Here is a 25,703-nt window from a genome sequence, read left to right as displayed (position 1 = left end):
GATTCCATTTATTCTTTGATTCTTCTTATTAATCAATCCCACAACCCAAGAAAAAGTTCTTTCTAACGACTGCGTTAGATTCTGATACGAAACACATATGTTTTTCACTATACACAATCACGAAGAGAATATTTCAAGTTAATAGTAATTCAAATAGTTTTCCGACAATCACACGAAAATAAGGCAAGTTTCCGGGCTATTCTTACACTAATAAAATTCTGCACAAAGTTAGGGTTGCGTCGCCAGAAAACATCGCATTGATCGTATTATTCGATCAACATGCGTCTAGCTTTCGTTAATGGTTACAAAACCAATTACAAATACTGAAGTTTAATAATAAGAACATTCCTACAATAACTTCTTGATATCTTAAAAATTAAGAGAAACGACTGACAAAATATTTATGCTTCCATAACCGTAAAACTCAGGGTTAGTCAGATTCAAAAAAATATTACAAGAGGTTAATCATGAGACTCAATCTTCCAGTTACAAACATTGAATATCCCATTAACGATGACACGCTGATCGTTTCCACCACCGACACAAAAGGAAGAATTACGTATGTAAATCCGACATTTATCGAAGTCAGCGGTTTTCCTGAAGAAGAATTGATCGGTAAAGCGCACAATATCGTGCGTCACCCCGACGTGCCGCCTGAAGCCTTCGAAGACTTATGGAATACACTTAAACAAGGACAGCCATGGACAGGCCTCGTCAAGAACCGGCGCAAAAATGGCGATTACTATTGGATTACCGCCAATGCAACTCCCATCATAAAGAACGGCGCAGTAACCGGTTATCTTTCCGTTCGCACCAAGGCATCCCAGGAAGCAATCAATCAAGCCATACCGGTTTACCGGCAAATTCTCGAAGGCAAAGCTAAGCATTTAAAAATTGAAAAGGGCCAAGTCATACGCACCGACTGGATCGGTAAACTATCAAGGTTATTTAAAATGACCGTCGGTAAACGCATCTGCCTCTTTATGGCAATCGCTGCGCTATTTTTGATGACGGTTGGCGGATTGGGTTGGTGGGGCCTTACACAATCTTCAATCTCAGCCCTCAGCAATTCGATTGCTGGCATCACTTTGGTCGGGTTAGGTTTGATGTTCTACTTCGCTTTCGATTTAATAAAAAACACCGTATCACCTCTAAAACAAGCTATTACCGTTGCCAATACTATGGCCGCCGGTGATCTTACTCATAAATTCACAATAAAACGCACCGATGAATTTGGTGAATTATCAAGGGCGCTATTGCAGATGAGTGTTAATTTACGAGCAACCGTTCTGGATGTAAAACAAAACGCCGAATCTGTCCGTCAGGCAACCCAGGAAATAGCCGCAGGCAACCTGGATTTATCGCAGCGCACCGAAGAACAAGCTTCTTCTTTGGAAGAAACGGCAGCCAGCATGGAAGAATTAACTACCACGGTACGTCAGAATACCGACAATTCCATTAGCGCCAATCAACTTGCCAAAACTGCCAGCGATATAACCGCCAAGGGTGGAAGTATGATGAAAGAAGTTGTAACCACCATGTCAATAATTAGCGAAAGCTCCAGCAAAATCGCTGATATTATCTCCGTGATTGATGGCATTGCTTTCCAAACCAATATCTTGGCGCTGAACGCCGCGGTTGAAGCCGCACGGGCCGGGGAGCAAGGACGCGGCTTTGCGGTCGTGGCTACTGAGGTTCGTAATCTTGCGCAACGTAGCGCTACCGCAGCGAAGGAAATTAAAATGCTGATCGATGACTCAGTTAATAAAGTCACGGAAGGTACCGACTTGGTCGACCGGGCCGGAAAAACCATGGATGAAATTGTCGGTGCCATTCAACACGTCACCGAAATAATGTCTGAGATCACCGCAGCATCCAAAGAACAAAGTACTGGCATCGACCAAATGCATCAAGCCATATCGCAAATGGATGAAGTCACCCAACAAAATGCCGCTCTCGTTGAGCAGGCCGCTGCCGCTGCCGCTTCTCTGGAAAGACAAGCCAGTGAATTGGTTGGCGCAACTTCCATTTTCAACGTTGCGAATAATGATTTTAAACAACCAGCTTCGGTTGTTCTTCTGGGAAAAAAGAAAGTCACAAATCGCGGTAACATTGCTGGCAATCGAGCCGAGAGAGATCATAGTCCGGACATGAACGAAAGAAATTTGATTGCAATGGGAGAATAAAAAATAATCGAGTAAGATTTAAAAAAATATTCGCGTTTTTCTCGATAAATCCTAGATTTCTAACCCGTGGCCAGTCAAAACTGGCCACGATCATTTTTGTATCTGCAACAATTTAGGTATAGTTGCGAAAATTTTGTTTTCCTCCAACTTGCACGAAGTATCTATGCCTGAAATTGCTATCCCTTTATACACACAACCGTATATAGCACCGTCGTGGCTTCCGGGTGGAAATCCACAAACACTCTATCCCTACTTTAATAAACCCTCCCCGCTTTACCAGTACCGTCGTGAACGCTGGGAACTCGACGATGGTGATTTTATTGACATCGATTGGGTCGATGGTTCCAATGCAGCACCGTTGGTTATTTTTTTCCACGGCCTTGAGGGTGATTCTTCGAGTCACTACATTCTCAGCGCCATCAACAATCTGACCCAATATCGTTGGCGCAGCGTCGTGATCCATTTCCGCGGTTGCTCCGGCTCACCCAATCGCTTGCCGCGCGCCTATCACGCCGGTGACTCGCAGGAAATCGATTGGATGCTGCGACGCATAATCCGCCAAACGCAGCAACCGGATGCATTGCAACCGGTCTACGTCATCGGTGTATCGCTCGGCGGTAATGCGCTACTAAAATGGCTAGGCGAACAAGGTGAAAGTGCGAAAGCTCTGGTTAACGGCGTCGCGACTGTGTCGGTACCGCTTGATTTAGCGGCAGCCGGATCAGCATTGGATCAGGGATTCAACTTGGTTTACACGCGCCATTTCCTGAACTCGCTTAAAGACAAAGCATTCGAGAAATTGCAACAGTTCCCCGGCTTGTTTGACGCCGAGGCGTTGAGGAAATGCACGTCAATATACGATTTCGACAATATCGTGACCGCCCCTTTGCATGGCTTCCGCGATACCGATGATTATTGGCGGCAATCGAGCAGCAAACAGTGGCTGCCGCATATCAAAGTACCGACGTTGGTGATTAACGCGCGCAACGATCCGTTCATGCCAGCATCCGTGCTGCCGAATCCGTACGAAGTGTCCGCTGAGGTTCTATTGGAATTCCCGGAAGAAGGCGGTCACGCCGGCTTCATGCAAGGACCGTTCCCTGGCACGTTGAATTGGCTGCCACAAAAAATTCTGAGTTTTTTTCAGCATCAATGCTAAAAAAACCGTGCGACGAAGGCATTTTCCATATTTCTGCCGAGCGGTATCTTGACCCGGTGACCGCTCCCGGGTGCAACCTGAACCGGCCGCCCTGCAGTATCGAGCATCTGCGCTAACTCGACCACTTGATTGCCGGACGGATGAATGATTTCCAAACGGTCCCCCACCTGAAAGCGGTTTTTTACCAATATTTCCGCCAGGCCGTTGGCCGCATCGAAGCCGGTGACATCGCCGACATACTGGCTGCGGTTAGATTCGGAATGTCCGCGCAAATAGTTTTGCGTTTCTTGCGTGCTGTGACGTTGATAAAAACCGCTGGTATAACCGCGATTAGCCAAGCCCTCCAGCTCACCCAGTAACGCCGGATCAAACGGTTTATTGGCAACTGCGTCGTCGATTGCTTTACGATAGACTTGCGCGGTGCGCGCGACATAATACAGAGACTTGGTACGCCCTTCGATCTTCAGTGAATCCACACCGATCCTGACCAGCCGCTCGACATGCTCGACCGCGCGTAAATCCTTGGAATTCATGATGTACGTGCCATGCTCGTCTTCCATGATCGGCATCAGTTGACCAGGCCGTTCCTTTTCCTCGATCAGATAGACTTGATCCGCTGCCGGATGCCGCTCGATCGGTCCGCAACCGCCGGATAAGGCGGATTGTTCCGACTGCTGCATCACCTGGCCGAAATCGAAGTCGATTTTCCCGATCTCTTGAATGTCGCCGCTCGGATTTTCCTCCGCTGCTTTCACTTTGTAATCCCAGCGGCAGGAATTGGTGCACGTACCTTGATTCGGATCGCGATGATTGAAATAACCCGATAACAAACAACGTCCGGAATAGGCAATACACAGTGCGCCGTGTACAAACACCTCGATTTCCATATCCGGGCAAAGATCGCGAATCTGCGCCACCTCGTCCAGCGACAACTCGCGCGACAGTATCACTCGCGTCAAGCCGATTTTCTGCCAGAACTTGACGCCCATGTAGTTCACGGTGTTAGCTTGCACCGACAAATGAACCGGCACTTCCGGCCATTTTTCCCGCACCATCATGATCAATCCCGGATCCGCCATGATCAAAGCATCCGGTTTCATCGCGATAACCGGCGCCATATCATCCATATATGTCTTGACTTTGGCGTTATGCGGCATGATATTGCTGGCGACAAAAAACTTTTTCCCGGCTGCATGCGCTTCGGTAATGCCGGTTTTAATCTGCTCCAATGCAAATTCGTTGTTACGCGCGCGTAATGAATAGCGCGGCTGTCCGGCATACACCGCATCAGCGCCGAAAGCATAAGCAACGCGCATTTTTTCCAAAGTACCGGCTGGAAGTAAAAGTTCTGGTGATTTCAACATAAGGTAAAATAACGTTCGATTAGTCAATGACAGAGTCAGTTGATCCGGATTGTAACACCATGCCAACCACCCCTGCTTTTATTCATCTGCGGCTGCACAGCGAATTCTCCATTCTGGATAGCACAATCCGCATTCCCGATGCGGTGGCGAAAGCAGTCGCGGATCAAATGCCGGCATTGGCGTTAACCGATCTTGCCAATCTGTTCGGACTGGTCAAATTCTACCAAAGCGCCATCAAAAATGGCGTTAAACCGGTTCTTGGCAGCGATGTCTGGATCACCAACGAAACCGACCGCAACAAACCGATCCGGTTGCTTTTGCTGTGTCAATCGCACGCCGGTTATCTACTGCTGTCGCGGTTGCTATCGCGTGCTTATCGTGAGAACCAATACCATGGCCGGGCTGAAATCAAGGAAACATGGCTGCAGCCTGACGAATTTGGCACGGCGGGACTCATTGCGCTATCGGGGGGACGCTTTGGCGACATCGGCCACGCCATTCTGCAAAACAATGCGGAGCAAGCCGCTGTTCAGGCTCGCAAATGGGCGGACTTGTTTCCCGATCGGTTTTATCTTGAAATTCAGCGCGACGGTCATGCGCACGAAGCCATGCTCGTGCAGCAAACCCTGATGCTGGCACAAACATTCGATCTCCCCGCGGTCGCCACACATCCCGTGCAATTTCTGAATGCCGATGATTACCGCGCCCACGAAGCGCGCGTCTGTATCGCTGAAGGATATACCCTGGATGATAAGCGCCGCCCGAAGCATTACACCGAACAACAGTATTTCAAAACCCAGGATGAAATGGCGCAATTATTCGCCGACATCCCCAGCGCACTCACCAATACCATCGAAATCGCCAAGCGTTGCAATCTGGTGTTGGAATTGGGGATCAATCGTTTGCCATTGTTTCCAACCCCCAACAACGAAGGCCTCGATCAATACCTGCGGGACCAAGCGGCGGCAGGTCTGCACAAACGCATGCAACAACTGTTTCCGGATGATCCAACACGCACCGGCAAACTGCCTCAATACTTGGCGCGCCTTGAATTTGAAGTCAACACCATCATCCAGATGGGGTTCGCCGGGTATTTTCTAATCGTTGCCGACTTTATCAACTGGGCCAAGCAAAACGACGTACCGGTCGGCCCCGGACGTGGTTCCGGCGCCGGCTCGCTGGTCGCCTACTCGCTGGGCATCACCGACCTCGATCCGCTGCGCTACGATTTACTATTCGAACGTTTCTTGAATCCGGAGCGGGTTTCGATGCCGGATTTCGATATTGACTTCTGCCAAGACCGGCGCGAGCTGGTGATCGACTATGTCAAGCAGCGTTACGGCACCGGTAAGGTATCGCAAATCGCCACCTTCGGCTCGATGGCGGCAAAAGCAGTGATCCGCGATATTGGCCGGGTCATGGATTTACCGTATAACTTTGTCGATCAACTCGCCAAACTGGTACCGTTCGAAATCGGCATGACGCTGAAAAAAGCGCGCCAGCTCGAACCGCAGCTCAATTTGCGCGCGGAAGCCGAGGAAGACGTGCGCAATCTGCTGGAGCTGGCGGAAAGTCTCGAAGGCCTAACGCGCAACATCGGTATGCACGCCGGTGGTGTCTTGATCGCCTCGAGCGAAATCACCGATTTCTGTCCGATTTACTGCACCGAATCAGCGGATGCAGTTGTCAGTCAGCTCGACAAGGACGATGTCGAAAAAATCGGACTGGTGAAATTCGATTTTCTCGGGCTGCGCACACTGACCATTCTGGATCGCGCCGTAGACTACATCCGCCAATTGCATCCGAACGAGGATCCGTCCGCTCCTCCATTCTCTTTGGAATCTTTACCGCTCGACGACGAAGCAACTTATGCATTGATGCGCAAAGGTAATGCAGTCGGAATCTTCCAGTTTGAATCGCGCGGCATGATCGACCTGCTGCAAAAAGCCAAACCGGACCGTTTCGAAGATATCATCGCGTTGGTCGCGTTGTACCGACCTGGCCCGATGGATTTGATCCCGGAATTCATCGACCGCAAGCATGGCCGGAAAACGATCGAATATCTCGACCCGCGTCTCGAGCCGATTCTCGGGCCAACTTACGGCATCATGATTTATCAGGAACAGGTGATGCAAATCGCGCAGGTCATTGGCGGCTATAGTTTGGGCAGCGCCGACTTGCTGCGCCGCGCGATGGGTAAGAAAAAAGTCGAGGAAATGGCGCAACAGCGGGATATTTTCGTCAATGGCGCAGTCGCCAACGGTTTGAGCGAAGATAAAGCCACCGAGCTATTCGGATTGATGGAAAAATTCGCTGGCTACGGCTTCAACAAATCGCACGCCGCTGCCTACGCGCTAATCGCTTTCCAGACCGCCTATCTGAAAGCACATTATCCGGCAGCATTCATGGCGGCGTGTTTGTCCGCCGACATGGACGACACCGACAAAGTGCAAATCTTTGTTGAAGACAGTATCGCCAATGGCTTAAAAATCCTGCCGCCGGATATCAATCAGTCCGTTTACCGCTTTATTCCAGTCGACAGCCAAACCATCCGATTCGGCCTTGGCGCCGTCAAAGGCACCGGCGAATCGGCAATCAATGCGATTACCGCAGCACGCGGACAAGACGGGATTTTCGTCGATCTGTTTGATTTTTGTAACCGCGTCGACCGTCGTATCGCCAACCGCCGGGTCATGGAATCGTTGATTCGCGTCGGCGCGTTCGATACGCTCAATCCCAACCGTGCCAGCCTGATGGCATCCGTCGGGGTGGCAATCGAAGCCGCCGAGCAGCAGAGCCAGGCCAGCAACCAAGCAAATTTGTTCGGAGATTTCGACAGCCAGTCGCATTTGCAGACCCAATTAATACAAACCGAAGCCTGGAACAAACGGGAACAACTGCACCAGGAAAAAATCAGCTTGGGTTATTACTTCAGTGGCCATCCGTTTGACACCTATGCACCGGAACTCAAACAATTCATCCGCACTCGCCTTGACCGTCTGAACCCGAACCGCGAACCGCAATTGCTGGCCGGCATCATCCACTCACTGCGCGTGCAAATGACGCGCCGCGGCCGCATGGGCGTCATCAACTTCGATGACGGCAAAGCGCGACTCGAAGTGGTGGTTTTCAGCGAACTGTTCGACGCCAACCGCGCCTGGCTCAAGGAAGATCAATTGCTGATCGTTGAAGCGAAGGTCAGCAACCGTGCCTACAATGGCGAAGAAGACAGCGAACTGCGCATCACCGCCGAACAACTGTACGACCTCGCCGGAATCCGCACGCGCTTCGCCAAACGCTTGTTAATCCGCTGCGATGCCACAACAAACGATTTGATTTCGGGTCTCAAGACGCTGTTAAGTCCTTTCTCCCCACAAGCGCAAAAACATTATGCGAACTACTGCCCGGTCACGCTCCTGTACCGTAATGAATCGGCCTGCAGTGAATTGGAATTGGGAAACGATTGGCGGGTGTATTTGCATGATGATTTGCTGGAATCACTGGATGGGCATTTTCAGATTAGTAATATCGAAATAATCTATTAAACAACTTGACATAACATATTGCGCTATCAAGGAAATATAAATCTGTTTAGGAAAATAATATGCCCATTCCCGATTTTCAAACGCTCATGCTCCCTTTGCTTCATTTTGCTAGTGACGGAAAAGTACGAACATTGAGTGATGCTCGTAAGCATCTCACTACAATTTTTGCTTTAACCAGCGACGAAATCGCAGAACTCTTACCTAGTGGGAGACAGCGTAGATTTGATAATCGAGTTGCATGGGCAAAAGTATACTTGGAACAAGCTGGGCTTCTTTTTTCCCCAGAAAGAGGCAAATTCCAAGTTACCACTGAAGGAAAAACACTTTTGGGTACAAAACCAAACAAAATCACAATCTCATCTTTGGTTCAGTTTGAAAAATTCAGAGCATTTCGAACACCCACGAAAACAAATAAAACCGAACAAAAAATCGCTTTCTCGCCAGAAATCTCAGAAACACCCGAAGAATTACTAGAACAATCTTATCAAAGCATAAACGAAGAACTGGCTAATTCGCTCCTTGAGCATATTAAACAATGCACACCCGCTTTTTTTGAAAAGCTGGTTGTGGAATTACTGCTCAAAATGGGATATGGTCGCAATCGCATAGCAGCTGGTAGCGCCATCGGCAGATCGGGTGATGAAGGCATCGATGGAATCATCAGTGAAGATCGCCTCGGATTAGAAGCTATCTACATACAGGCTAAGCGTTGGACTGGCAATGTCGGACGTCCAGAAATCCAGAAATTCGTGGGCGCATTACATGGAAAAAGAGCCCGGAAAGGAGTATTCCTTACTACGGGAACATTCTCCCAAGATGCCCGTGACTATGTATCCCATATTGATCCGCGAGTGGTACTTATCGATGGCACACAGTTGTCGGAGTATATGATCGAACATAATCTTGGCGTATCTGTAAAAGCAACATACGAGATTAAGCGAATTGATACAGATTACTTTACTGAAGAATAAAGTTTTCTAAGTATCGAATCAATCCCTGCGAGTTGCTTTGCGCCTTGTTTGTATTCTACAGAATTAGAAATAGCAGGAATCTAAAAACTTACCTGCGTTCAAACAACTCATAACGCTCCTTACGCATCACAAACCGTTTGATCGGCCGCAGCAAGTTTTTTTGCGATGGCGCGAGCATCGCTCCGGTCGATCGAATAGGCATAGACCAAGCCGAACGATAATGTTACCGGCTTCAGCCCGCAACCTTCGGCAACCATGTATCAGAAAGTTTATTTTTTAAGTGCGGCCAACTGCTCTTTGAGTGATTTAATTTCTTCTTCGGCACGTATCCGCGGTGTGATGTCGAACTGCACGCCGAGAAAATAAAGCAGATTGCCGTGTGAATCGAAGAGCGGAGATACCAACAGATGGTTATAAAACAGTTCTCCGTTTTTACGGTAATTGCGCAGCACTACTTCCACGGGTTTTTTATTTTTTATCGCGTCGCGCAATTGCTGAACGGCCGCTTGATCATGTTCATTGCCTTGTAAGAAGCGGCAGTTCTTTCCAACCGTTTCTTCCAGCGTATAACCGGTGATTTGCTCGAAGGCTTTGTTGACATACACCAAGGGCATGTCCTCTTGATCCGGATCGGCCAACGTTACCCCATTCACACATGAGTCAAGAATCTTGGACAATACTTGCGGAATTAATCCAGGGTCTTTTTCAACGATAAAATCCATGATTTTTCTCCAGGTTAACCAAAAATTCGTTTACTAAGGCACAATCATGACTGATTAATTTGAACTGGCCTGCTCTGCTTCGATTAATTTTTTAATATTCATAACGGTTCTTTCAGTACCATCTTGCACCGCAATGCGTACCAGTTTCTCAAAAGGTCTTACATGTAAATCCAGACTGAGCAACTCAAAAATGAACGTAATGCGACTATCCAATGAATTGACCGGTTCAATCAAATAATCGCACCGGTAGGGATTGGAAACACCCTCAAAACAAATGCGTGATCCGTTATCGAATACTTTGACTTTAAATGTCGACTCCGAGCGATTCCCCTGATCGATCCGCACCTGCCGGCATACCGTTCCCAATTTGACCGGACCATCGGTGATTTTTTCCAATTCCTTAACTTCCGGTGACCATCGCGGATAGTTGGTGAGCAGATTATTTCCGATAAAATCGAAAAGTTTATCGGGCGGACTCTTGATGATTGTGCTGGCTTTGCCAACCACCGGATTATCTTTGAACAAACCAAGCATATTATGTCTCCCGCAGGATAATCTAAACGACGTACGTATCGATTCCTGCCAATAATAAGTCATATTGCGCTTCTACTAGCTCTTTAATGGTTAAGGCAGGGATGCCGGTGATGATGTTGCTTTCCGCAACCAGCCATCCGACTGCATCCGCGGCCCCCAGACTCACGACATACCCTAACTCATGATGAAGATAGGGTTCAAGAAACCCTGGAAAGCCAGCGTGCCTTAGAATGTTACGTGCTACCAGTTTACCTTTCCTAACCGCCGATTGTGCGGTCAGAGTATTCGAGCCCAGCGATTGAAACTGCGAACAATCTCCAGCTATAAAAATATTGTGCAATGGCTCCTGGTCAACAAGAATCTGCCCAAATGCGTTGGCAGAGAAGGTATTCTGTTGCTTCTTGCCCAAAAATAGAATTGCCAAATTGGATGATAGCACTATTTGCGTTTTTGTTTCTTTGTCAGTCAATAAAACTTGCTCTGCCTGCTGTTCACAGAAATAAGTGTTCGGATAGAAGTCGATGCCCATATCGTCCATGCGCGACTCGACGTAAGTGCCAAAACCGCCGGGGAATTGCTCTAGCACGTGCTTCCCTGAATGAACCAAGGTTAATTTGACTTTTCTATTGACGCGAAGAAGGTATTGCCTGATCTCAAAAAGAAACTGAATGCCGGTTGCGCCCCCGCCAATAACGGTAATCGATGGTGCCGGCCAATCACGATTATTCAACCTGGTTGACAACAAATCGGCGCCGCTGGACTCCATAAAATCGCTCAAAGTCAGTACATTTGAAGGTTTTTCCGAATCAACGGCTTTACTTTCACAACCCGCAGCGATGATCAGATAATCAAATTCAATCGCCTCATCATTGACCACCAACTGGTTTTTCTCTTGATAGCTTTGCAAAGCTTCCGGATCAATCTGCAAAGAAGCTTGAATATGCCTGCAACCGTAGCGTTTTTCTATGGTTTCAAAAGGAACCAGCAAGTCCGATAAGGGATATCGGAACGTTTCGTGCAAATGCGTTATTTTGATGTGATGCGACCGCGGATCAATGATTGTGATTTCCGTATCCGGGGCAAACTGCAAAAGATTCGTTAATGCCGCCAGCCCGGCATAGCCGCCTCCGGCGATGACCACCTTTAATTGCTTATTTTTTGCGATATTAAACGGCAAGAAAGCCACAGTCATTCCTCATTCTACAAGCTGCAAAGTCAATTCCAGCGATACAGACTAGCATAAATCTCAAACCAGCGGCTTAGAAATCCTTTAAAGATCCATACCGATTATCAGCCCGGTACAGAAGCTACTTGCCAGTTCTGTATGGCCCATTGCCAAAAAGAAGTAACATCTCCCTGCAACAGTTCCGGTGGCGGCTGCTGCCCCAGAAAATGTGAGGCTTTGACCAATAGCGGTAATGCATCCGCGACATCAACCGGCATCGCGTTGGTTTGCTTGCTGAGTTTCTCACCGTGCAGATTTGTTACTACCGGCAAATGCATATACGCCGGCGTTGGATAGCCCAACACTTGCTGCAGGAAAATTTGGCGCGGCGTTGAATCGAGAAGATCGGCGCCGCGCACCACATGGGTAATATGCTGCATCGCGTCGTCTATCACCACAGCTAATTGATAAGCAAAGATTCCATCCGCCCGGCGCAATACGAAATCGCCAATATCACGGCTCAATTTTTGCGAATACCGGCCTTTGATTCGGTCGGAAAACGAAATTATTGCATCGGTCACTCGTATCCGCATGGCATAAGATTTTTTTCCGTGCGGTGGATTGTGCCGGCATGTTCCCGGGTAAATCAGACCGCTTAAACCGCGGATGCTGGAATCTGCAATTTCCTTTCTTGAACATGCGCAAGGATAGACGAGATCACGCTGCTCCAGAATATTCATTGCATTCGAATAGACATCCGTGCGCCGACTCTGATAAACCACTTCTTCATCCCACTCAAATCCAAAACCTTCCAGTGCCGTTAAAATTTCGTTCGCTGCTCCAGGTATCGTACGCTGCAAATCAATATCTTCGATCCTGACCAACCATTTCCCATTTTGAGATTTTGCGTCGAGATAACTGCCTACCGCAGCAACCAGTGAGCCGAAATGCAGTGGTCCGGTCGGTGACGGCGCAAATCGTCCACGATAAGATTGATCGGCTAATCGCATAGTTTCACCAATAAGTTACAGAAAGATAATGCCATAACATTTACCTGCCTGATCGATGCACATCCATACTCCTCAAACATTCTCCGGGCATGACACGGATAAACTATAATCCTGAACGAATGACATTCATAATCGTATTTTTTACTTCACGCAATCATTCTTACAAAATCGAGCATGCACATTCATATTCTTGGAATCTGTGGCACTTTCATGGGCGGTATTGCCGCCATCGCGCGCGAATCCGGGCACACTGTTACCGGTTGCGATCAAGATGTTTATCCGCCGATGAGCACGCAGCTTGAATCACAGGGTATTCAATTGATCGCTGGCTATTCGCCCGAGCAAATTAACATCCAGCCGGACCTATTTGTGATCGGTAATGTGATCACGCGCGGCAACCCATTAATGGAAGCAATTCTCAACCGCAACTTACCCTATGTTTCGGGTCCACAATGGCTGTCAGACAATATTCTCAGAAAACGCTGGGTCCTCGCGGTTGCCGGTACGCATGGCAAAACCACAACCAGCTCCATGCTGGCCTGGATCTTGCACTACGCCGGTTTAAACCCGGGATTTCTGATTGGCGGTATCCCGGAAAATTTCGGCATATCGGCACGCATCGGAAACCTGTCGCCACCCTCATCTCGGACCGAATTATGTGCTACGGAAGTTTCACCGTTCTTTGTCATTGAAGCCGACGAATATGACACGGCATTCTTTGATAAACGTTCAAAATTTGTTCACTATCGCCCGAGAACAGCCATTTTAAACAATCTTGAATTCGATCATGCCGACATTTTCCCGGATATCGAATCCATCAAAAGGCAGTTTCATCATCTGGTGAGGATTATTCCCAATAACGGCCTGATTGCCGCCAACGGAACAGACAGCAATCTGCAAGATGTCTTGGAACAAGGCTGCTGGACGCCGGTTGAGTACTTCGGTACTGAACCCGGCTGGCATACGCGATTGCACGAAAAAAACACCGAGGTTTATCTGGGGGCCACTTATCAAGGCTCCTTGCAATGGGATTTGCTGGGCGAGCACAATCGGATGAATGCGCTTGCAGCGCTGATCGCTGCTCGACATGCGGGAGTATCGGTGAATATCGGGCTCGAAGCGTTAGCACAATTCAGAAACGTGAAGCGCCGAATGGAAATGCGCGGTATAGTTAACGGCATTACCATTTATGACGATTTCGCCCATCACCCGACTGCCATTCAAACGACCTTGGATGGCCTGCGAGCACACGTCGATCAGGCAAGAATTATCGCAGTCCTGGAGCCACGCTCAAATACTATGAAAATGGGGGTTTGGAAGCATCAACTCGCCGCCAGCCTGCAAACCGCCGACCAAGTTTTTTGCTTCACAAAGGATTCGCAATGGGCGGCAAACACGATGGCTGTATTGAATAATAAAGCGCATTGCAGCGACGATTTGAATCAACTCGTTCAAGCTATCGCAATCATTGCACGTCCGGGCGATCATATCTTGATCATGAGCAACGGCGGGTTCGGCGGGATTCACGAAAAACTACTGACCGCATTGCGGCAAGCTTGAGATTGTATGAATCTCCGTTGCGCTCACTTCCGGAAATTAGCCGCCGGCAAATTCACACAGCGCGAATACTTTGTGACCGAGGTTCTCTAGCCGCACCCGCCCGCCGACGTCCGGCAAGTCGATCACAAAGCAGCATTCAACCACGATGCCGCCCATATCCGTAATCAGTCCGGCAGCCGCTTCCGCGGTTCCGCCTGTGGCAATCAAGTCATCGACCAGCAACACCCGGTCTCCCGGTTGAATGGCATCCACATGAATTTCAATCCGGTCGCTGCCATATTCCAATTGATAATCTCTGCCGACTGTTTCCGCAGGTAGCTTGTTTCGCTTTCGAATCGGTATAAATCCCTTGCCGAGTTGATAGGCGACCGGTGCGCCAATAATAAAACCACGCGACTCGATACCGGCGACCTTATCAATCGCCGCTGCTTCATAACGATGCGCAATCTCCTGAATCGTCGTGTGTAACCCGACCGGATCTTTCAATAAGGTTGTAATATCACGGAACATAATGCCGTGATGCGGATAATGCGGAATTGTCCGGATATGCGATTTAATCGACATGATGGGATCTGGAAATTTAAACACTGAAAAACAAAAGGCCTCAACCGGGATTGGTTGAGGCCTCTGATAATGACTGTAAGTTACACTAAATCAAATCTTAGTGGTCCATTGCAGCTTTTGCATCATAGCTGGCTGGTTTTTTAACTTGAGTCATGATGTCATCATCCCATTTGCCCTCAACGGTCATATGAGCAGCAGCACCCAGTAATACCGCTTCAATCAGGTTATGACTGAGGTATACATGCAAACCAGGTTGATGAAATTGATAAGCTGCAGCAACTGCGGCACCTGCTGGCACGAACCAGGTTTCTTGGCTGGTCAGAGGTACATCGCTGAATGAACCGCCTACCCAATACAGATCACCGTGTCCACCGATCAAGTGCGGATAGGAAGGACGGTTAGCTTGTGAGTGGATAAACAGAACTTTTTCACCTACATTAGCTTTCAATGCGTTATCGCCAGTGATGGCGCCAACTGCACCGTTGAATACTACGTGAGTTGGGATAAGTCCTTTAGCGACTTCCAGCATATCAGCCATGCCTTCAGCTGGTGAGCCGTATTCTTTGAATTTGCCGCTGCTGTCTTTCGGCAAATAGAAATCTTGTTCACCGATGTAGTATGCACGGTCATAACGATATGGTTTGCCTTTTTCGTCTTTCAGGCCGCCTTTTGGCAATACCATGATAGCGCCACTCATACCAGAAATAACGTGGAATGGAATCATGGTTCCACCAGGAGCGCAGTGATAAACGAATACGCCTGGTTTAATTGCTTTCCAACGCAACACAACTTCTTCACCCGGTTGAACCAGCGTTAAACCTGCACCACCCAATGCGCCGGTAGCAGCATGGAAGTCTACGTTATGCGCTAATGTGCTTGATTTTGGATTTTTCAAAGTCAGTTCAACATAATCGCCTTCGTGAACAACGATTAGCGGACCAGGAACGCTACCATTGAAAGTCAGTGCCCAAACTTTTGCACCTGGAGCTACTTCGATCAGCTTTTCAACGGTTTCCATAGTTACTTCAACAACTTTTGGACCTTTTGAAACTTGCTCGTGTGCCGGTACATTCGGCGGAGCTACCAGTTCTTGTTTTACACGCGGTAATTTAGAAATGTCCGTTGCAGCCATTACAGCTTGTGTCGCACCGAAACAGAGCAATCCTAAACCAACCATTGCTTGAACAGCTTTAATCATATCTCCCTCCATATAAGATGAACTTTGCGCTTTATTTTTGCGCCATTTTTTGTTGATGCAATCATCGACTGCCCAACACCTGCCCTTCAAAAAGAGCAAAGGGCGGAACCGCGAATATACACTTTCTTCGCCGCACTGTCCATTCTTAAATGCTGTAAATGACTGAAATCTTTTCATAAAAAGTCACAATGCCAATAGGGATTTGCTATTTTAAATTTCATTTTTCCAGCTTAAAATATTGTCTAACCTTGCAATAATTTAATCTCCGCAGCCGCCAGATTTTCTTGCGTTCCCCTCAGCACAATCACGTCACCTGACTCCAGCCGCGTTTCATCCGTCGGCAGTGGCCCACGGATATTGCGTCTCCGTACCGCAGTCACTTCGACGGCAAGATCGATATCCTTTAAAGTCTTGTTAATGGCTGCGGCATCCGGCGGTATCGTAATGGTTAACAAACGCGGAGAATTTTTTTCGTTACCATCGTCCATCTCATCCGAACCATAATAAAATCCGCGCAGCAGGCTGTAGCGTTGTTCCCGGATTTCCCGTATCCGGCGCAAGATACGCACGGAGGATACATCAACAAACATCAGCGCGTGCGAAGCCAGCATCAAACTGCCTTCCATGATCTCGGCAACAACTTCGGTTGCGCCTGCTTCTTTCAATAGATCAATATTGGTGTCATCCTGGGCTCTGACGACAACTGCCAGATCCGGGCGCAATTCGTGCACATGCTTCAGAATTTTCAACGTGGATACGGTATCGGAATAACTCACGACAAGCACTTTCGCACGCATGAGGCCTGCTGCGATCAATACTTCCCGCCTCGCTGCATCGCCATACACCACCGACTCACCGGCGCGGGTTGCTTCCTGAATGCGATACGGATCGAGATCCAGCGCGATAAAAGGGATACTTTCCTGTTCCAAAATGCGGGAGATGCTTTGACCGCCGCGTCCGTAGCCGCAAATAATCACGTGACTTTGCGCCGCCATGGTTTGCGCGGCGATCGAAGTAATCTGCATCGCGCGATGCATCCAATCGGAACTATAAAACCGTTGAATCATCGCATCGCTATATTCGATGAAAAATGGCGCCAAGAACATCGAAATGACCATCGCAGCCAACACCGGCTGCAGCACCGAATTTTCAATCAATGCGATTTCATTCGCCTGCGCTAATAACACAAAACCAAATTCGCCCGCTTGCGCTAAATTCAGCCCGGTTCTGAGCGCAACACTGGTGCTGGCCCCAAACAAGCGCGACAAACCGGCAACAATCGCGATTTTTAGAACCGTCAATGCCAGCAAGATGACAAATACCCAAACAAAATTATCCAGGACTACTTGCAAATCCAGCAACATGCCGATGGTGACAAAAAACAACCCCAGCAGCACATCCCGGAAAGGTTTGATATCGTCTTCCACTTGATAGCGATACTCGGTTTCGGAAATCAACATACCGGCTAAAAATGCTCCCAACGCGAGCGACAAACCCGCCATTTGCGTGATCCACGCCAGCCCTAATGTGATCAGCAACACATTGAGCACAAACAATTCCGAAGACTTTTGCCGGGCCACCAGGTGGAACCACCGGCGCATCAACTTCTGCCCAATAAAAAAAACAAACATTAAGACAACGATTACTTTCAACATCGCTAGCATCAACATAGCGGTGAAATCATCCGCCTCTGTATTTGCCTGAACGGCCAGGGCAGGGACGATAATCAGCAACGGGATTACCGCCAAATCCTGCAGCAGCAGAACGCCAATCACTTGTTTGCCATGCAGCGAATTAAGCTCGGCCCGTTCAGACAGCATCTTGCTCACAATCGCAGTGGACGACATCGCCAAAGCGCCGCCGAGTATCAGCCCAATACGCCAATCCAAATGGAATATCCACGCAACGACAATCACCACCGCAATCGTCACAGTAACTTGCGCTGTACCAAAACCGAACACGATGCGCTTCATCGCGACGAGCTTAGGCAAGCTGAATTCCAAACCGATGCTGAACATCAAAAAAACCACGCCAAACTCTGCCAAATGCCGAGTCTCATCGTTATCCGCGATCCATCCTAATGCATGCGGACCAATCAAAACGCCGGCCAACAAGTAACCCAGCATCGGCGGCAGGCGCAATAGACGAAACACCACCACTGCCAATACGGCGACGGCCAGCAAAATCAGAACAGGTTGCAATGGATCGAACATAATGAAAGCAGTTAATTAGAATAAAGGCGTAAAGATACTGCAGGATCGGGCGGGCCACAATCGACACAAAACAAGATGCTATAATGAAAGTCTATTAATCATCCTGATCACAATGCCGGTACCCCATCTTTCAACTGCACTACGCGGACCCATCCTTGAATTAGAAAATCGCATCATCAACGCCATGCCAATGATTGAACATTGGTTACGCAAGAAATGGCGTGAACATGCAATCCCGTTCTATTGTTCGGTTGATCTGCGCAATAGCGGATTTAAGCTAGCACCCGTTGACACCAACTTGTTTCCGGGCGGTTTTAATAATCTCAACCCGGAGTTCTTCCCGCTTTGCGTGCAAGCCATGATGAGCGCGATTGAAAAGATCTGTCCGGAAACGCACAGCATTTTATTGATTCCGGAAAACCATACACGCAATATTTTTTATTTGCAGAATGTCGCCACGCTGCAAAATATCATGCAACGCGCTGGATTAAACGTGCGTATCGGTACGCTGCTCCCCGAAGTGACGAAAGCGACCCGCTTCGATTTGCCGGATGGCCAATCAATTACGCTGGAACCGATTGTCCGCAAAGACAATAAATTGGGAACTGAGAACTTTGATCCTTGCGCCGTGTTGCTCAACAATGATTTATCAAACGGTATTCCCGACATCCTTCAAGGATTGCAACAAACCGTCATTCCGCCGTTGCATGCCGGCTGGTCAACGCGCAAAAAATCCAATCATTTCGCTGCATACGATCGAATAGCCCAGGAGTTTGCCGATTTGATCGGTATTGATCCGTGGCTAATCAACCCGCGTTTCACCTCATGCGGAGAAATCAATTTCATGGAAAAACAAGGGGTGGAATGCGTCGCCGCAGCGATTGACCGGATTTTGTCCGTCATCCGCAAAAAATATCAACACTACGGGGTCAAAGAAGACCCTTTCGTAATTGTCAAAGCGGATTCCGGCACGTATGGCATGGGCATCATGACGGTTAAAAGCGGCGAAGATATCTATAGCCTCAATCGCAAACAACGCAACAAGATGGCTGTCGTCAAAGAAGGCTTGCAAGTGTCGCATGTACTGGTGCAAGAAGGCGTATATACCTTTGAAACGATTAACCAGGCAGTGGCGGAACCCGTCGTCTACATGATAGACCGTTATGTCGTCGGCGGCTTTTACCGGGTGCATACCGGTCGTGGCATCGATGAAAACTTGAATGCGCCGGGTATGCATTTTGTACCGCTGGCGTTTGAAACTTCTTGCCTGGAAGCGGATGCCGCGCAACCCAATATCATCCCGAATCGCTTTTATGCCTATGGTGTGGTCGCTCGTCTCGCTTTACTGGCGGCTGCCCTCGAACTGGAACAGACCGATCCGGACAGACATCCTCAGCAACCCGCACCCGTGCCAGCATGAAACTCGCCTTCATCATTGATCAACTGGATTCGATCAAAACCACCAAGGATTCCAGTTATGCAATGATCTGCGAAGCAATTACCAGGGGATATTCGATTGATGTGATTTACCAGCACGATATCGCATTGATCAATAATACCGTAACCGGTTTCTCACGAGCATTAACGTTATCCGGCACGCCTCAAACCAATGGTCATTGGTACCAGATTGGTGATTTAACACCAGCCCCCTTGCATGCTTTTGATGCGGTGCTGATGCGCAAAGACCCGCCTTTCGATCTGGAATATGTATACAGCACCTACTTACTGGAGCTGGCGGAAAGTCAGGGAGCGTACGTTATCAATAGCCCGAAAGCCATCCGTGACCATAATGAAAAACTGGCCATCACGCAGTTTACGCAATTCACCGCGCCGACCCTGGTCACCAGTCAACCGCGGTTGATCCGGGAATTTCTTAACGAACACCAGGATATCATCCTAAAACCGCTCGACGGCATGGGCGGCGCCAGTGTGTTCCGGGTTCATAGCGCCGACCATAATCTCAGCGTCATCATCGAAACGTTGACGCACTATGGCACCCGCACCATCATGGCGCAGCGCTTCATTCCAGAGATTGCGCAAGGGGACAAACGCATACTGCTGATTGCTGGTCAGGTGGTTCCCTATGCCCTGGCGCGCATCCCCAAGCCGGGCGAAACACGCGGCAATCTGGCCGCCGGCGGTACCGGCGTGGCACAACCACTGTTGCAACGAGATAGGGAAATCGCCGAATCACTCGGTCCGGAACTCGCCCGGCGGGGTTTAATGCTCGTCGGTCTCGACGTAATTGGCGATTATCTGACGGAAATCAATGTCACCAGCCCGACCGGCATGCAGGAAATCACTCAGCAAACTGGATTCGATGTCGCGGCGATGATGATTGATGCGGTTGAATTAGGATTCAAAAACCGCGGGATTGATTAAAGGTAGGATTGTTGGTTGCAGCAAGCCTGGCTTCACGCCAGACTTGCCAAAAACTTGCGAAGGTTTTGTTCGCTTAGTGAACAGTTGCAGCAGTTTTTTCTTCGCAAATCAGATTGCTGCAATAGGTTTCATGGATACCGTCGAGGAAGCCCCACAGCGCATCGCAAGCTTCTTTGGTTGCGGCCAGCACTTCGGCTTGTTTTTCCGGGGTATCGGCAAAGCGTTCAATGATTGCCCATTCGGCTTGTGAGTGATAAATATCGGCTTTTTGGTGAACCGAGAAGAACTCGTAATCATCCGCATTCGTCATGCCATAGAATTTTGCCAGTCCATCGATTTTTACTGCCGCGATATCGGGCACTTGCGATTCAAACGCGTGCAATGCGGCCAATCCGGCATAGAACGGACGATTCAGGCAAATGTCGCGGAATGTATTGACCAGATTCTCGGTGGATGGCAATGCCGCTGTATTGGCCAGGATTTTATCGTTCGCACCCAGTGCAAACGCAAAATTCTTCCATAACGCCGGGTGATTTTTCTCGCCATGCTCTTCATCGATCAGATTGCGTAATACTTCCTGGCGCACGCTGATGTCACCGCTGTTGGTTTCAGAGTGAATATGCGGGGTGTTGAAATGCACCGCGCTCAAGTAGGTCGGTTCAGCCAGCACATTGTAAAAATACTGCTCGGCATAGTGACGCAATTGCTCCTTGGTCAGTTTGCCTTCGGTCCAAGCCACATAAAAAGGATGTTTGAGTAAATGTTTTTCGTTAATGATGGCGCTGATTTTTTGTTTGAGTAGGGTATTGGTTGTCATGTTTACTCCTTTTAAACCATGATGGATAAAGTGTTGCATATCATCGCTAAATAACACCGGCAAGTCAAATTTAGCTGGCAGCCGCGCGGCTCAATTGATTGGCAAGCTGCCGGCTGGCGGTGATCATATTGCTGAGCGCCGGTTTCACTTCTTCCCAGGTCCGGGTTTTCAGCCCGCAATCCGGGTTCACCCAGAGCCGTTCGGGTGGAATCCGCTGTGCAGCCTTTTTCAGTAACTGCACAATCGAATCGACCGACGGAATATTGGGCGAATGAATATCGTACACACCCGGCCCGATTTCGTTCGGATATTGGAAGCGATCGAAAGCATCGAGTAATTCCATCGCCGAACGGGAAGTTTCAATGGTAATGACATCCGCGTCCATGCGTGCAATCGCTTCAATGATGTCATTAAATTCAGAATAACACATATGCGTGTGAATTTGGGTTTGGTCGGCAACGCCGTTGGCGGCGATGCGGAACGCCCGGATCGCCCAATCCAGATAATTATTCCACTGCGCTTTCCGCAGCGGCAGGCCTTCCCGCAACGCTGCTTCGTCGATTTGAATCATGCGGATACCGGCTTGTTCCAGCGCCAATACTTCATCGCGTATCGCCAGTGCCAATTGCAAACAGGTCTCCGACCGCGGCTGATCGTCGCGTACAAACGACCAGTTCAGCATCGTCACCGGGCCTGTCAGCATGCCTTTCATCGGCTTACTGGTAAGCGATTGGGCGTATTGAATCCATTCGGTGGTAATCGGCTGGCCATGCGACACATCACCAAAAATAACCGGCGGTTTGACGCAACGCGAACCGTACGATTGCACCCAGCCGAACTGGGTAAACGCGAAACCGTCCAGATGCTCGCCGAAATATTCCACCATATCGTTGCGTTCAGGCTCGCCGTGCACCAGCACATCCAATCCCAACATTTCCTGCTCGCGCACACAGCGTTCGATCTCCTGTTGCATGGCTTGGCGGTAATCCGCATCCGTCAACTGACCGGCGCGATAATCCCGGCGTGTTTGCCGGATTTGTTGCGTCTGCGGAAACGAGCCGATGGTCGTGGTCGGAAACAGCGGCAAGCGGAATCGATTGTGCTGCACGATGGCACGCTGCGCATACGGTGAATGGCGATTACCCAGCGCATTGGTAACTTCCTGCAAGCGTGCTTTGACTGGTAGCTGATGCACGCGGCTTGATTGCCAGCGGCTGACGATCGCAGCCTGATTGTTCCGCAACACGCCCGCAACGCTTTCCCGGCCATGATTCAGTGCTTTTGCCAATATCGCCACTTCGTGCAGTTTTTGCACTGCAAACGCCAGCCACGAATGGATCTCGCGATCCAGCTTGATCTCGCTCGCGGCATCGACCGGAACATGCAGCAACGAACACGACGGCGCCAGCCACAACCGGTCTTGCAAGCGATCGTGCACCGGTTCCAGCCAATCCAACGTCGCGGTCAGATCGGTTTTCCAGATATTGCGGCCATTCACAATGCCCAATGACAGAATTTTATGCGCCGGCAACCAATCGATCACTTTGGCGATTTCATCCGGTGCGCTGACCGCATCCAGATGCAAGCCTGCAACCGGTAGTTCACACGCCAGTTGCAAATTGTCTTGCAGTTGCCCGAAATAAGTCGTCAACAGCAGTTTCGCTTGTGTCGCTTGCAGTTGAAAATACGCTTGCCGCAATGCGTGTTTCCACGGTTCCGCTAGCTCCATCACCAGCACCGGCTCGTCGATTTGTACCCAGTCGATACCGGCGCTCTTGAGTTCGCTCAACAATTGCGCATAAACCGCCAGCAACGCGCCGAGCAACTCGAGTTTATCGCTGCCATCTCTGGATTTACCCAGCCACAAATAGCTGACCGGCCCCAGAATCACCGGCTTGACCTGCGAATGAATGCGCTGCGCCTGCCGGATTTGGTCGAGCAAGCGACTGGCATTCAAAGAAAAGCGCGTATCGCCGGCAAACTCCGGCACGATGTAATGATAATTGGTATCGAACCATTTCGTCATTTCACCGGCGTGAACACAACCGCAAGCCGATTTGTCGGCAGGCGAGCGGCCCCTGGCGACGCGGAAATAATGATCCAGTTCGGTTCCTGCCAAGGCGCTGACTCGTTCGGGAATGTTACCGAGCATGAAGCTGGTATCCAGTACGTGATCGTATAATGAAAAATCCCCGGCCGGGATCCAATCCAGTTGCGATTGATCCTGCCAATGCTGCTGCCTGAGCGTATCCGCCGTTTCCAATAAAGCGTGTTCGGTTTGCTCGCCTTTCCAGTAGGCTTCCAACGCGAATTTTAATTCACGGCTTCTTCCAATTCGCGGAAAACCAAGGTTATGTGTCGTTACCATCGTTCCACCACCATTCATCGTTATTCAAAGTGGCGCTATTGTACGAAGGACAATTAATAAATAATAATGATAAGATTTAACATTCCAATAAGGTTTTCTCATACATGATCGAACACAGCCACCTCAAAATCATCCAAGCGCTGCATGCCAATGGTACCTTGACAGAAGCCGCCAATGCGTTGTGCCTGAGCCAACCGGCGTTATCGCACCAAATTAGTTATCTGGAAAAAAAACTCGGCGTCAAGTTGTGGGAGCGCGAAGGCCGGAATTTACGCCTGACTCAGGCGGGGTTGCTGCTATTGGAAACCGCCAATCAAGTGTTGCCGGTCTTGTCACAAACCGAAAAAACCCTCCAAGCTTACGGCGAAGGCCGGCAAGGCATTTTGCGCATCGGCGTGGAATGCTACCCCTGCTTCGAATGGCTCACCGGCATGATCGGCCAGTACATGCGACAAATGCCCGGCATCGACGTCGACATCGTGCAGAAATTTCAATTTTCCGGTCTGGAAGGCTTGCTGAATCACCACATCGACGTGTTGATCACACCCGACCTGGTGCGAAAAGACAACATCGCGTACGAAATCCTCGCGGAATATCAGTTAGTTCTATTGGTAGCGCCCGATCATCCCCTGGCGGATTTACCGCAAATAACGCCGGAGCTTTTGAGCAAGGAAACGCTACTGACCTTCCCAGTGCCGCTGGAACGGCTCGATATTCTCACGCATTTCCTCACCCCCGCGCACCTCGAACCGGCGCAACTGAAACCCATCGAATCACTCGAAATCATGCTGCAAATGACCGCCCTCAACCGTGGCGTGTGCGTGCTGCCGGAATGGCTCGCCGACATCAAAAACAAGGACTTGAATCTCAGAAAAATTCAAATCGGCAACCAAGGACTTGATCAGAAATTGTATTTAGCGCTGTGGGAAGCGGATAAAGCGATACCGTATATCAATTCTTTCATCACTTTGGGGCAGCAATGTACCGGAAAATCATCCATTTGAATGCGATGTTCGCGGTGTATCACGAGAATTTCACCAGCAGCAACGGCATTCTGGTCATACCGGATGTTTCGGTCGATGGCACAACGAATTATGACAGCGTCACATTACAGCTTAATTTAGCGACGGGTACTTTTTCGGTCCTGGATGCGACACCGAAAGATACTTCCTTTTCACCCATTCCGTTGGGAACAATGTCTGCCGGAGGAATCAAGGTCGATTTTCATGGTTGCGCACGTTCAGGACACAATCAAGTACCTTGTTTGACAAAAGTTTTGAGTCCCAACAAAAATGCCGGTATTAGCGCATTGGCTGGCTCTACCAGTAAGCTTTATGATAATTTGAGTCAAGTATACGAAACCTCATCCGTCACTGCGCTTGGCAAATCAGGTGGTGGATTAGGGGAATTCATAAATATAGCTTTTGTGGCAATACAAGGGGTTCCTATTGAGGTTAAGTTTATTTTTGATAATATCAATCCTAGCGCCACATTAATTGCTGCTTTTCAGCCAAATTTTGAACTTAGTGGAAATAAAATCACGGGAAATTTCAAGGATATCAGTTTCTGGAAACACCTACCGGCTATTCATTTCAAGTGAATAGCCGGTAGGTGTCAACAATCGCGATCAATTCCCTGACGGTCGGCGCATTTTTCCACTTCGCCCGCGCTGAGAATAAGGGGGTGAATTGATTTTTTCCAACCAATCCCGATTGATCGCCGTTTAATGTTGGGCTTTCTTCGGCAGCCCAACCGGGCTCTTCCAATCCAAGTCCTGCTTGGTACATTTCTCGCATCCGGTGCAGGTTGCTGACCGGACGGGCAAGCCGGAAATGTGTTGGCCTATCAATCATTTTCAGTTTACCTTATGTTTGAAAGAGATGCATAGCTTAAGAAAATGGTAAGATCGTACTACTCATCTTTTTTCTTTCCATTGGATGTTGAA

General features: G+C 49.0%; 21 protein-coding genes. 9 read left to right on the top strand and 12 right to left on the bottom strand.

The window, feature by feature from the left end; all coding sequences use genetic code 11:
* The first annotated feature begins 467 nt into the window (after nt 1-467).
* The gene (locus ACV7NC_RS00160) at nt 468-2,186 is read left to right on the top strand and encodes a methyl-accepting chemotaxis protein (RefSeq protein ID WP_458153379.1); all 1,719 of its coding nucleotides are present in this window, start codon (nt 468-470) and stop codon (nt 2,184-2,186) included.
* 163 nt (nt 2,187-2,349) lie between these two features.
* Entirely contained in the window at nt 2,350-3,345 is a 996-nt protein-coding gene (locus tag ACV7NC_RS00155; RefSeq protein WP_458153378.1) for a YheT family hydrolase, read from the top strand.
* Here the strand turns inward: ACV7NC_RS00155 and trhP are convergent.
* The gene (gene trhP / locus ACV7NC_RS00150; protein WP_458153377.1) at nt 3,342-4,709 is read right to left on the bottom strand and encodes a prephenate-dependent tRNA uridine(34) hydroxylase TrhP; all 1,368 of its coding nucleotides are present in this window, start codon (nt 4,707-4,709) and stop codon (nt 3,342-3,344) included. The genes ACV7NC_RS00155 and trhP overlap by 4 nt on opposite strands.
* A gap of 59 nt (nt 4,710-4,768) precedes the next feature.
* On the opposite strand from trhP, the gene dnaE reads away from it, so the two are divergent.
* A complete protein-coding gene (gene dnaE, locus ACV7NC_RS00145) occupies nt 4,769-8,254 on the top strand; it encodes a DNA polymerase III subunit alpha (RefSeq protein ID WP_458153376.1) in 3,486 nt (1,161 codons plus the stop codon).
* A gap of 59 nt (nt 8,255-8,313) precedes the next feature.
* Nucleotides 8,314-9,225, top strand: coding sequence for a restriction endonuclease (locus ACV7NC_RS00140; RefSeq protein ID WP_458153375.1), 912 nt, complete (start codon nt 8,314-8,316; stop codon nt 9,223-9,225).
* A gap of 119 nt (nt 9,226-9,344) precedes the next feature.
* Here the strand turns inward: ACV7NC_RS00140 and ACV7NC_RS00135 are convergent, their stop codons facing one another.
* The 5 genes from ACV7NC_RS00135 to gluQRS form a co-directional block, all read right to left on the bottom strand.
* A complete protein-coding gene (locus ACV7NC_RS00135) occupies nt 9,345-9,482 on the bottom strand; it encodes a hypothetical protein (protein WP_458153374.1) in 138 nt (45 codons plus the stop codon).
* A gap of 12 nt (nt 9,483-9,494) precedes the next feature.
* The gene (locus tag ACV7NC_RS00130; RefSeq protein ID WP_458153373.1) at nt 9,495-9,947 is read right to left on the bottom strand and encodes a PAS domain-containing protein; all 453 of its coding nucleotides are present in this window, start codon (nt 9,945-9,947) and stop codon (nt 9,495-9,497) included.
* Nucleotides 9,948-10,001: 54 nt separating this feature from the next.
* Complete coding sequence (locus tag ACV7NC_RS00125) at nt 10,002-10,481, bottom strand: SRPBCC family protein (RefSeq protein WP_458153372.1); 480 nt, start codon at nt 10,479-10,481, stop codon at nt 10,002-10,004.
* 22 nt (nt 10,482-10,503) lie between these two features.
* Nucleotides 10,504-11,673, bottom strand: coding sequence for an NAD(P)/FAD-dependent oxidoreductase (locus ACV7NC_RS00120; RefSeq protein WP_458153370.1), 1,170 nt, complete (start codon nt 11,671-11,673; stop codon nt 10,504-10,506).
* Between the two features lie 98 nt (nt 11,674-11,771).
* Complete coding sequence (gene gluQRS, locus ACV7NC_RS00115; RefSeq protein ID WP_458153369.1) at nt 11,772-12,656, bottom strand: tRNA glutamyl-Q(34) synthetase GluQRS; 885 nt, start codon at nt 12,654-12,656, stop codon at nt 11,772-11,774.
* 174 nt (nt 12,657-12,830) lie between these two features.
* Here gluQRS and mpl point away from each other — a divergent pair, with 174 nt between their 5' ends.
* On the top strand, nt 12,831-14,216 hold the full coding sequence (gene mpl, locus ACV7NC_RS00110; RefSeq protein ID WP_458153368.1) for a UDP-N-acetylmuramate:L-alanyl-gamma-D-glutamyl-meso-diaminopimelate ligase: 1,386 nt from the start codon (nt 12,831-12,833) through the stop codon (nt 14,214-14,216).
* Nucleotides 14,217-14,252: 36 nt separating this feature from the next.
* On the opposite strand, the gene ACV7NC_RS00105 is transcribed toward mpl, so the two are convergent.
* The 3 genes from ACV7NC_RS00105 to ACV7NC_RS00095 all read right to left on the bottom strand — a co-directional run bounded on the left by ACV7NC_RS00105 (nt 14,253) and on the right by ACV7NC_RS00095 (nt 18,191).
* Nucleotides 14,253-14,780: an adenine phosphoribosyltransferase gene (locus ACV7NC_RS00105; protein WP_458153367.1), complete on the bottom strand. Its 528-nt coding sequence runs from the start codon at nt 14,778-14,780 to the stop codon at nt 14,253-14,255.
* A 97-nt stretch (nt 14,781-14,877) separates the two neighbouring features.
* Complete coding sequence (gene nirK, locus ACV7NC_RS00100) at nt 14,878-16,155, bottom strand: copper-containing nitrite reductase (RefSeq protein ID WP_458153365.1); 1,278 nt, start codon at nt 16,153-16,155, stop codon at nt 14,878-14,880.
* A 65-nt stretch (nt 16,156-16,220) separates the two neighbouring features.
* Nucleotides 16,221-18,191 (bottom strand): monovalent cation:proton antiporter-2 (CPA2) family protein, encoded by a 1,971-nt coding sequence (locus ACV7NC_RS00095; protein ID WP_458153364.1) that lies wholly within the window; start codon nt 18,189-18,191, stop codon nt 16,221-16,223.
* Nucleotides 18,192-18,303: 112 nt separating this feature from the next.
* Between ACV7NC_RS00095 and gshA the strand changes: the two genes are divergently transcribed.
* Nucleotides 18,304-19,611 carry a glutamate--cysteine ligase gene (gene gshA, locus ACV7NC_RS00090; RefSeq protein ID WP_458153363.1) on the top strand — a complete coding sequence of 436 codons (1,308 nt, stop codon included), beginning with the start codon at nt 18,304-18,306 and terminating at the stop codon, nt 19,609-19,611.
* A complete protein-coding gene (gene gshB / locus ACV7NC_RS00085) occupies nt 19,608-20,573 on the top strand; it encodes a glutathione synthase (protein ID WP_458153362.1) in 966 nt (321 codons plus the stop codon). Before gshA ends, gshB begins: the two co-directional genes overlap by 4 nt.
* A 73-nt stretch (nt 20,574-20,646) precedes the next feature.
* On the opposite strand, the gene ACV7NC_RS00080 is transcribed toward gshB, so the two are convergent.
* On the bottom strand, nt 20,647-21,390 hold the full coding sequence (locus ACV7NC_RS00080) for a 4-aminobenzoate synthase (protein ID WP_458153361.1): 744 nt from the start codon (nt 21,388-21,390) through the stop codon (nt 20,647-20,649).
* A gap of 70 nt (nt 21,391-21,460) precedes the next feature.
* Nucleotides 21,461-23,758, bottom strand: a complete 2,298-nt coding sequence (metE, locus tag ACV7NC_RS00075; protein WP_458153360.1) for a 5-methyltetrahydropteroyltriglutamate--homocysteine S-methyltransferase — start codon at nt 23,756-23,758, stop codon at nt 21,461-21,463.
* 104 nt (nt 23,759-23,862) lie between these two features.
* Here metE and ACV7NC_RS00070 point away from each other — a divergent pair, with 104 nt between their 5' ends.
* Nucleotides 23,863-24,762, top strand: coding sequence for a LysR family transcriptional regulator (locus ACV7NC_RS00070; RefSeq protein ID WP_458153359.1), 900 nt, complete (start codon nt 23,863-23,865; stop codon nt 24,760-24,762).
* Entirely contained in the window at nt 24,759-25,358 is a 600-nt protein-coding gene (locus ACV7NC_RS00065; protein ID WP_458153358.1) for a hypothetical protein, read from the top strand. The genes ACV7NC_RS00070 and ACV7NC_RS00065 overlap by 4 nt, the downstream gene beginning before the upstream one ends.
* On the opposite strand, the gene ACV7NC_RS00060 is transcribed toward ACV7NC_RS00065, so the two are convergent.
* Nucleotides 25,351-25,611: a hypothetical protein gene (locus tag ACV7NC_RS00060; protein WP_458153357.1), complete on the bottom strand. Its 261-nt coding sequence runs from the start codon at nt 25,609-25,611 to the stop codon at nt 25,351-25,353. The genes ACV7NC_RS00065 and ACV7NC_RS00060 overlap by 8 nt on opposite strands.
* Between the last annotated feature and the right edge of the window lie 92 nt (nt 25,612-25,703).

The sequence above is a fragment of the Nitrosomonas limosa genome (assembly GCF_054188085.1).
The sequence above is the reverse complement of the archived record's forward strand: the minus strand, read 5'-3'. Positions and strand labels throughout refer to the sequence as shown.

Coding starts and splice junctions, on each gene's coding strand:
- ACV7NC_RS00160 (WP_458153379.1), top strand. CDS start 468: ATGAGACTCAATCTTCCAGTTACAAACATTGAATATCCCATTAACGAT.
- ACV7NC_RS00155 (WP_458153378.1), top strand. CDS start 2,350: ATGCCTGAAATTGCTATCCCTTTATACACACAACCGTATATAGCACCG.
- trhP (WP_458153377.1), bottom strand. CDS start 4,709: ATGTTGAAATCACCAGAACTTTTACTTCCAGCCGGTACTTTGGAAAAA.
- dnaE (WP_458153376.1), top strand. CDS start 4,769: ATGCCAACCACCCCTGCTTTTATTCATCTGCGGCTGCACAGCGAATTC.
- ACV7NC_RS00140 (WP_458153375.1), top strand. CDS start 8,314: ATGCCCATTCCCGATTTTCAAACGCTCATGCTCCCTTTGCTTCATTTT.
- ACV7NC_RS00135 (WP_458153374.1), bottom strand. CDS start 9,482: ATGGTTGCCGAAGGTTGCGGGCTGAAGCCGGTAACATTATCGTTCGGC.
- ACV7NC_RS00130 (WP_458153373.1), bottom strand. CDS start 9,947: ATGGATTTTATCGTTGAAAAAGACCCTGGATTAATTCCGCAAGTATTG.
- ACV7NC_RS00125 (WP_458153372.1), bottom strand. CDS start 10,481: ATGCTTGGTTTGTTCAAAGATAATCCGGTGGTTGGCAAAGCCAGCACA.
- ACV7NC_RS00120 (WP_458153370.1), bottom strand. CDS start 11,673: ATGACTGTGGCTTTCTTGCCGTTTAATATCGCAAAAAATAAGCAATTA.
- gluQRS (WP_458153369.1), bottom strand. CDS start 12,656: ATGCGATTAGCCGATCAATCTTATCGTGGACGATTTGCGCCGTCACCG.
- mpl (WP_458153368.1), top strand. CDS start 12,831: ATGCACATTCATATTCTTGGAATCTGTGGCACTTTCATGGGCGGTATT.
- ACV7NC_RS00105 (WP_458153367.1), bottom strand. CDS start 14,780: ATGTCGATTAAATCGCATATCCGGACAATTCCGCATTATCCGCATCAC.
- nirK (WP_458153365.1), bottom strand. CDS start 16,155: ATGAAAAGATTTCAGTCATTTACAGCATTTAAGAATGGACAGTGCGGC.
- ACV7NC_RS00095 (WP_458153364.1), bottom strand. CDS start 18,191: ATGTTCGATCCATTGCAACCTGTTCTGATTTTGCTGGCCGTCGCCGTA.
- gshA (WP_458153363.1), top strand. CDS start 18,304: ATGCCGGTACCCCATCTTTCAACTGCACTACGCGGACCCATCCTTGAA.
- gshB (WP_458153362.1), top strand. CDS start 19,608: ATGAAACTCGCCTTCATCATTGATCAACTGGATTCGATCAAAACCACC.
- ACV7NC_RS00080 (WP_458153361.1), bottom strand. CDS start 21,390: ATGACAACCAATACCCTACTCAAACAAAAAATCAGCGCCATCATTAAC.
- metE (WP_458153360.1), bottom strand. CDS start 23,758: ATGGTAACGACACATAACCTTGGTTTTCCGCGAATTGGAAGAAGCCGT.
- ACV7NC_RS00070 (WP_458153359.1), top strand. CDS start 23,863: ATGATCGAACACAGCCACCTCAAAATCATCCAAGCGCTGCATGCCAAT.
- ACV7NC_RS00060 (WP_458153357.1), bottom strand. CDS start 25,611: ATGATTGATAGGCCAACACATTTCCGGCTTGCCCGTCCGGTCAGCAAC.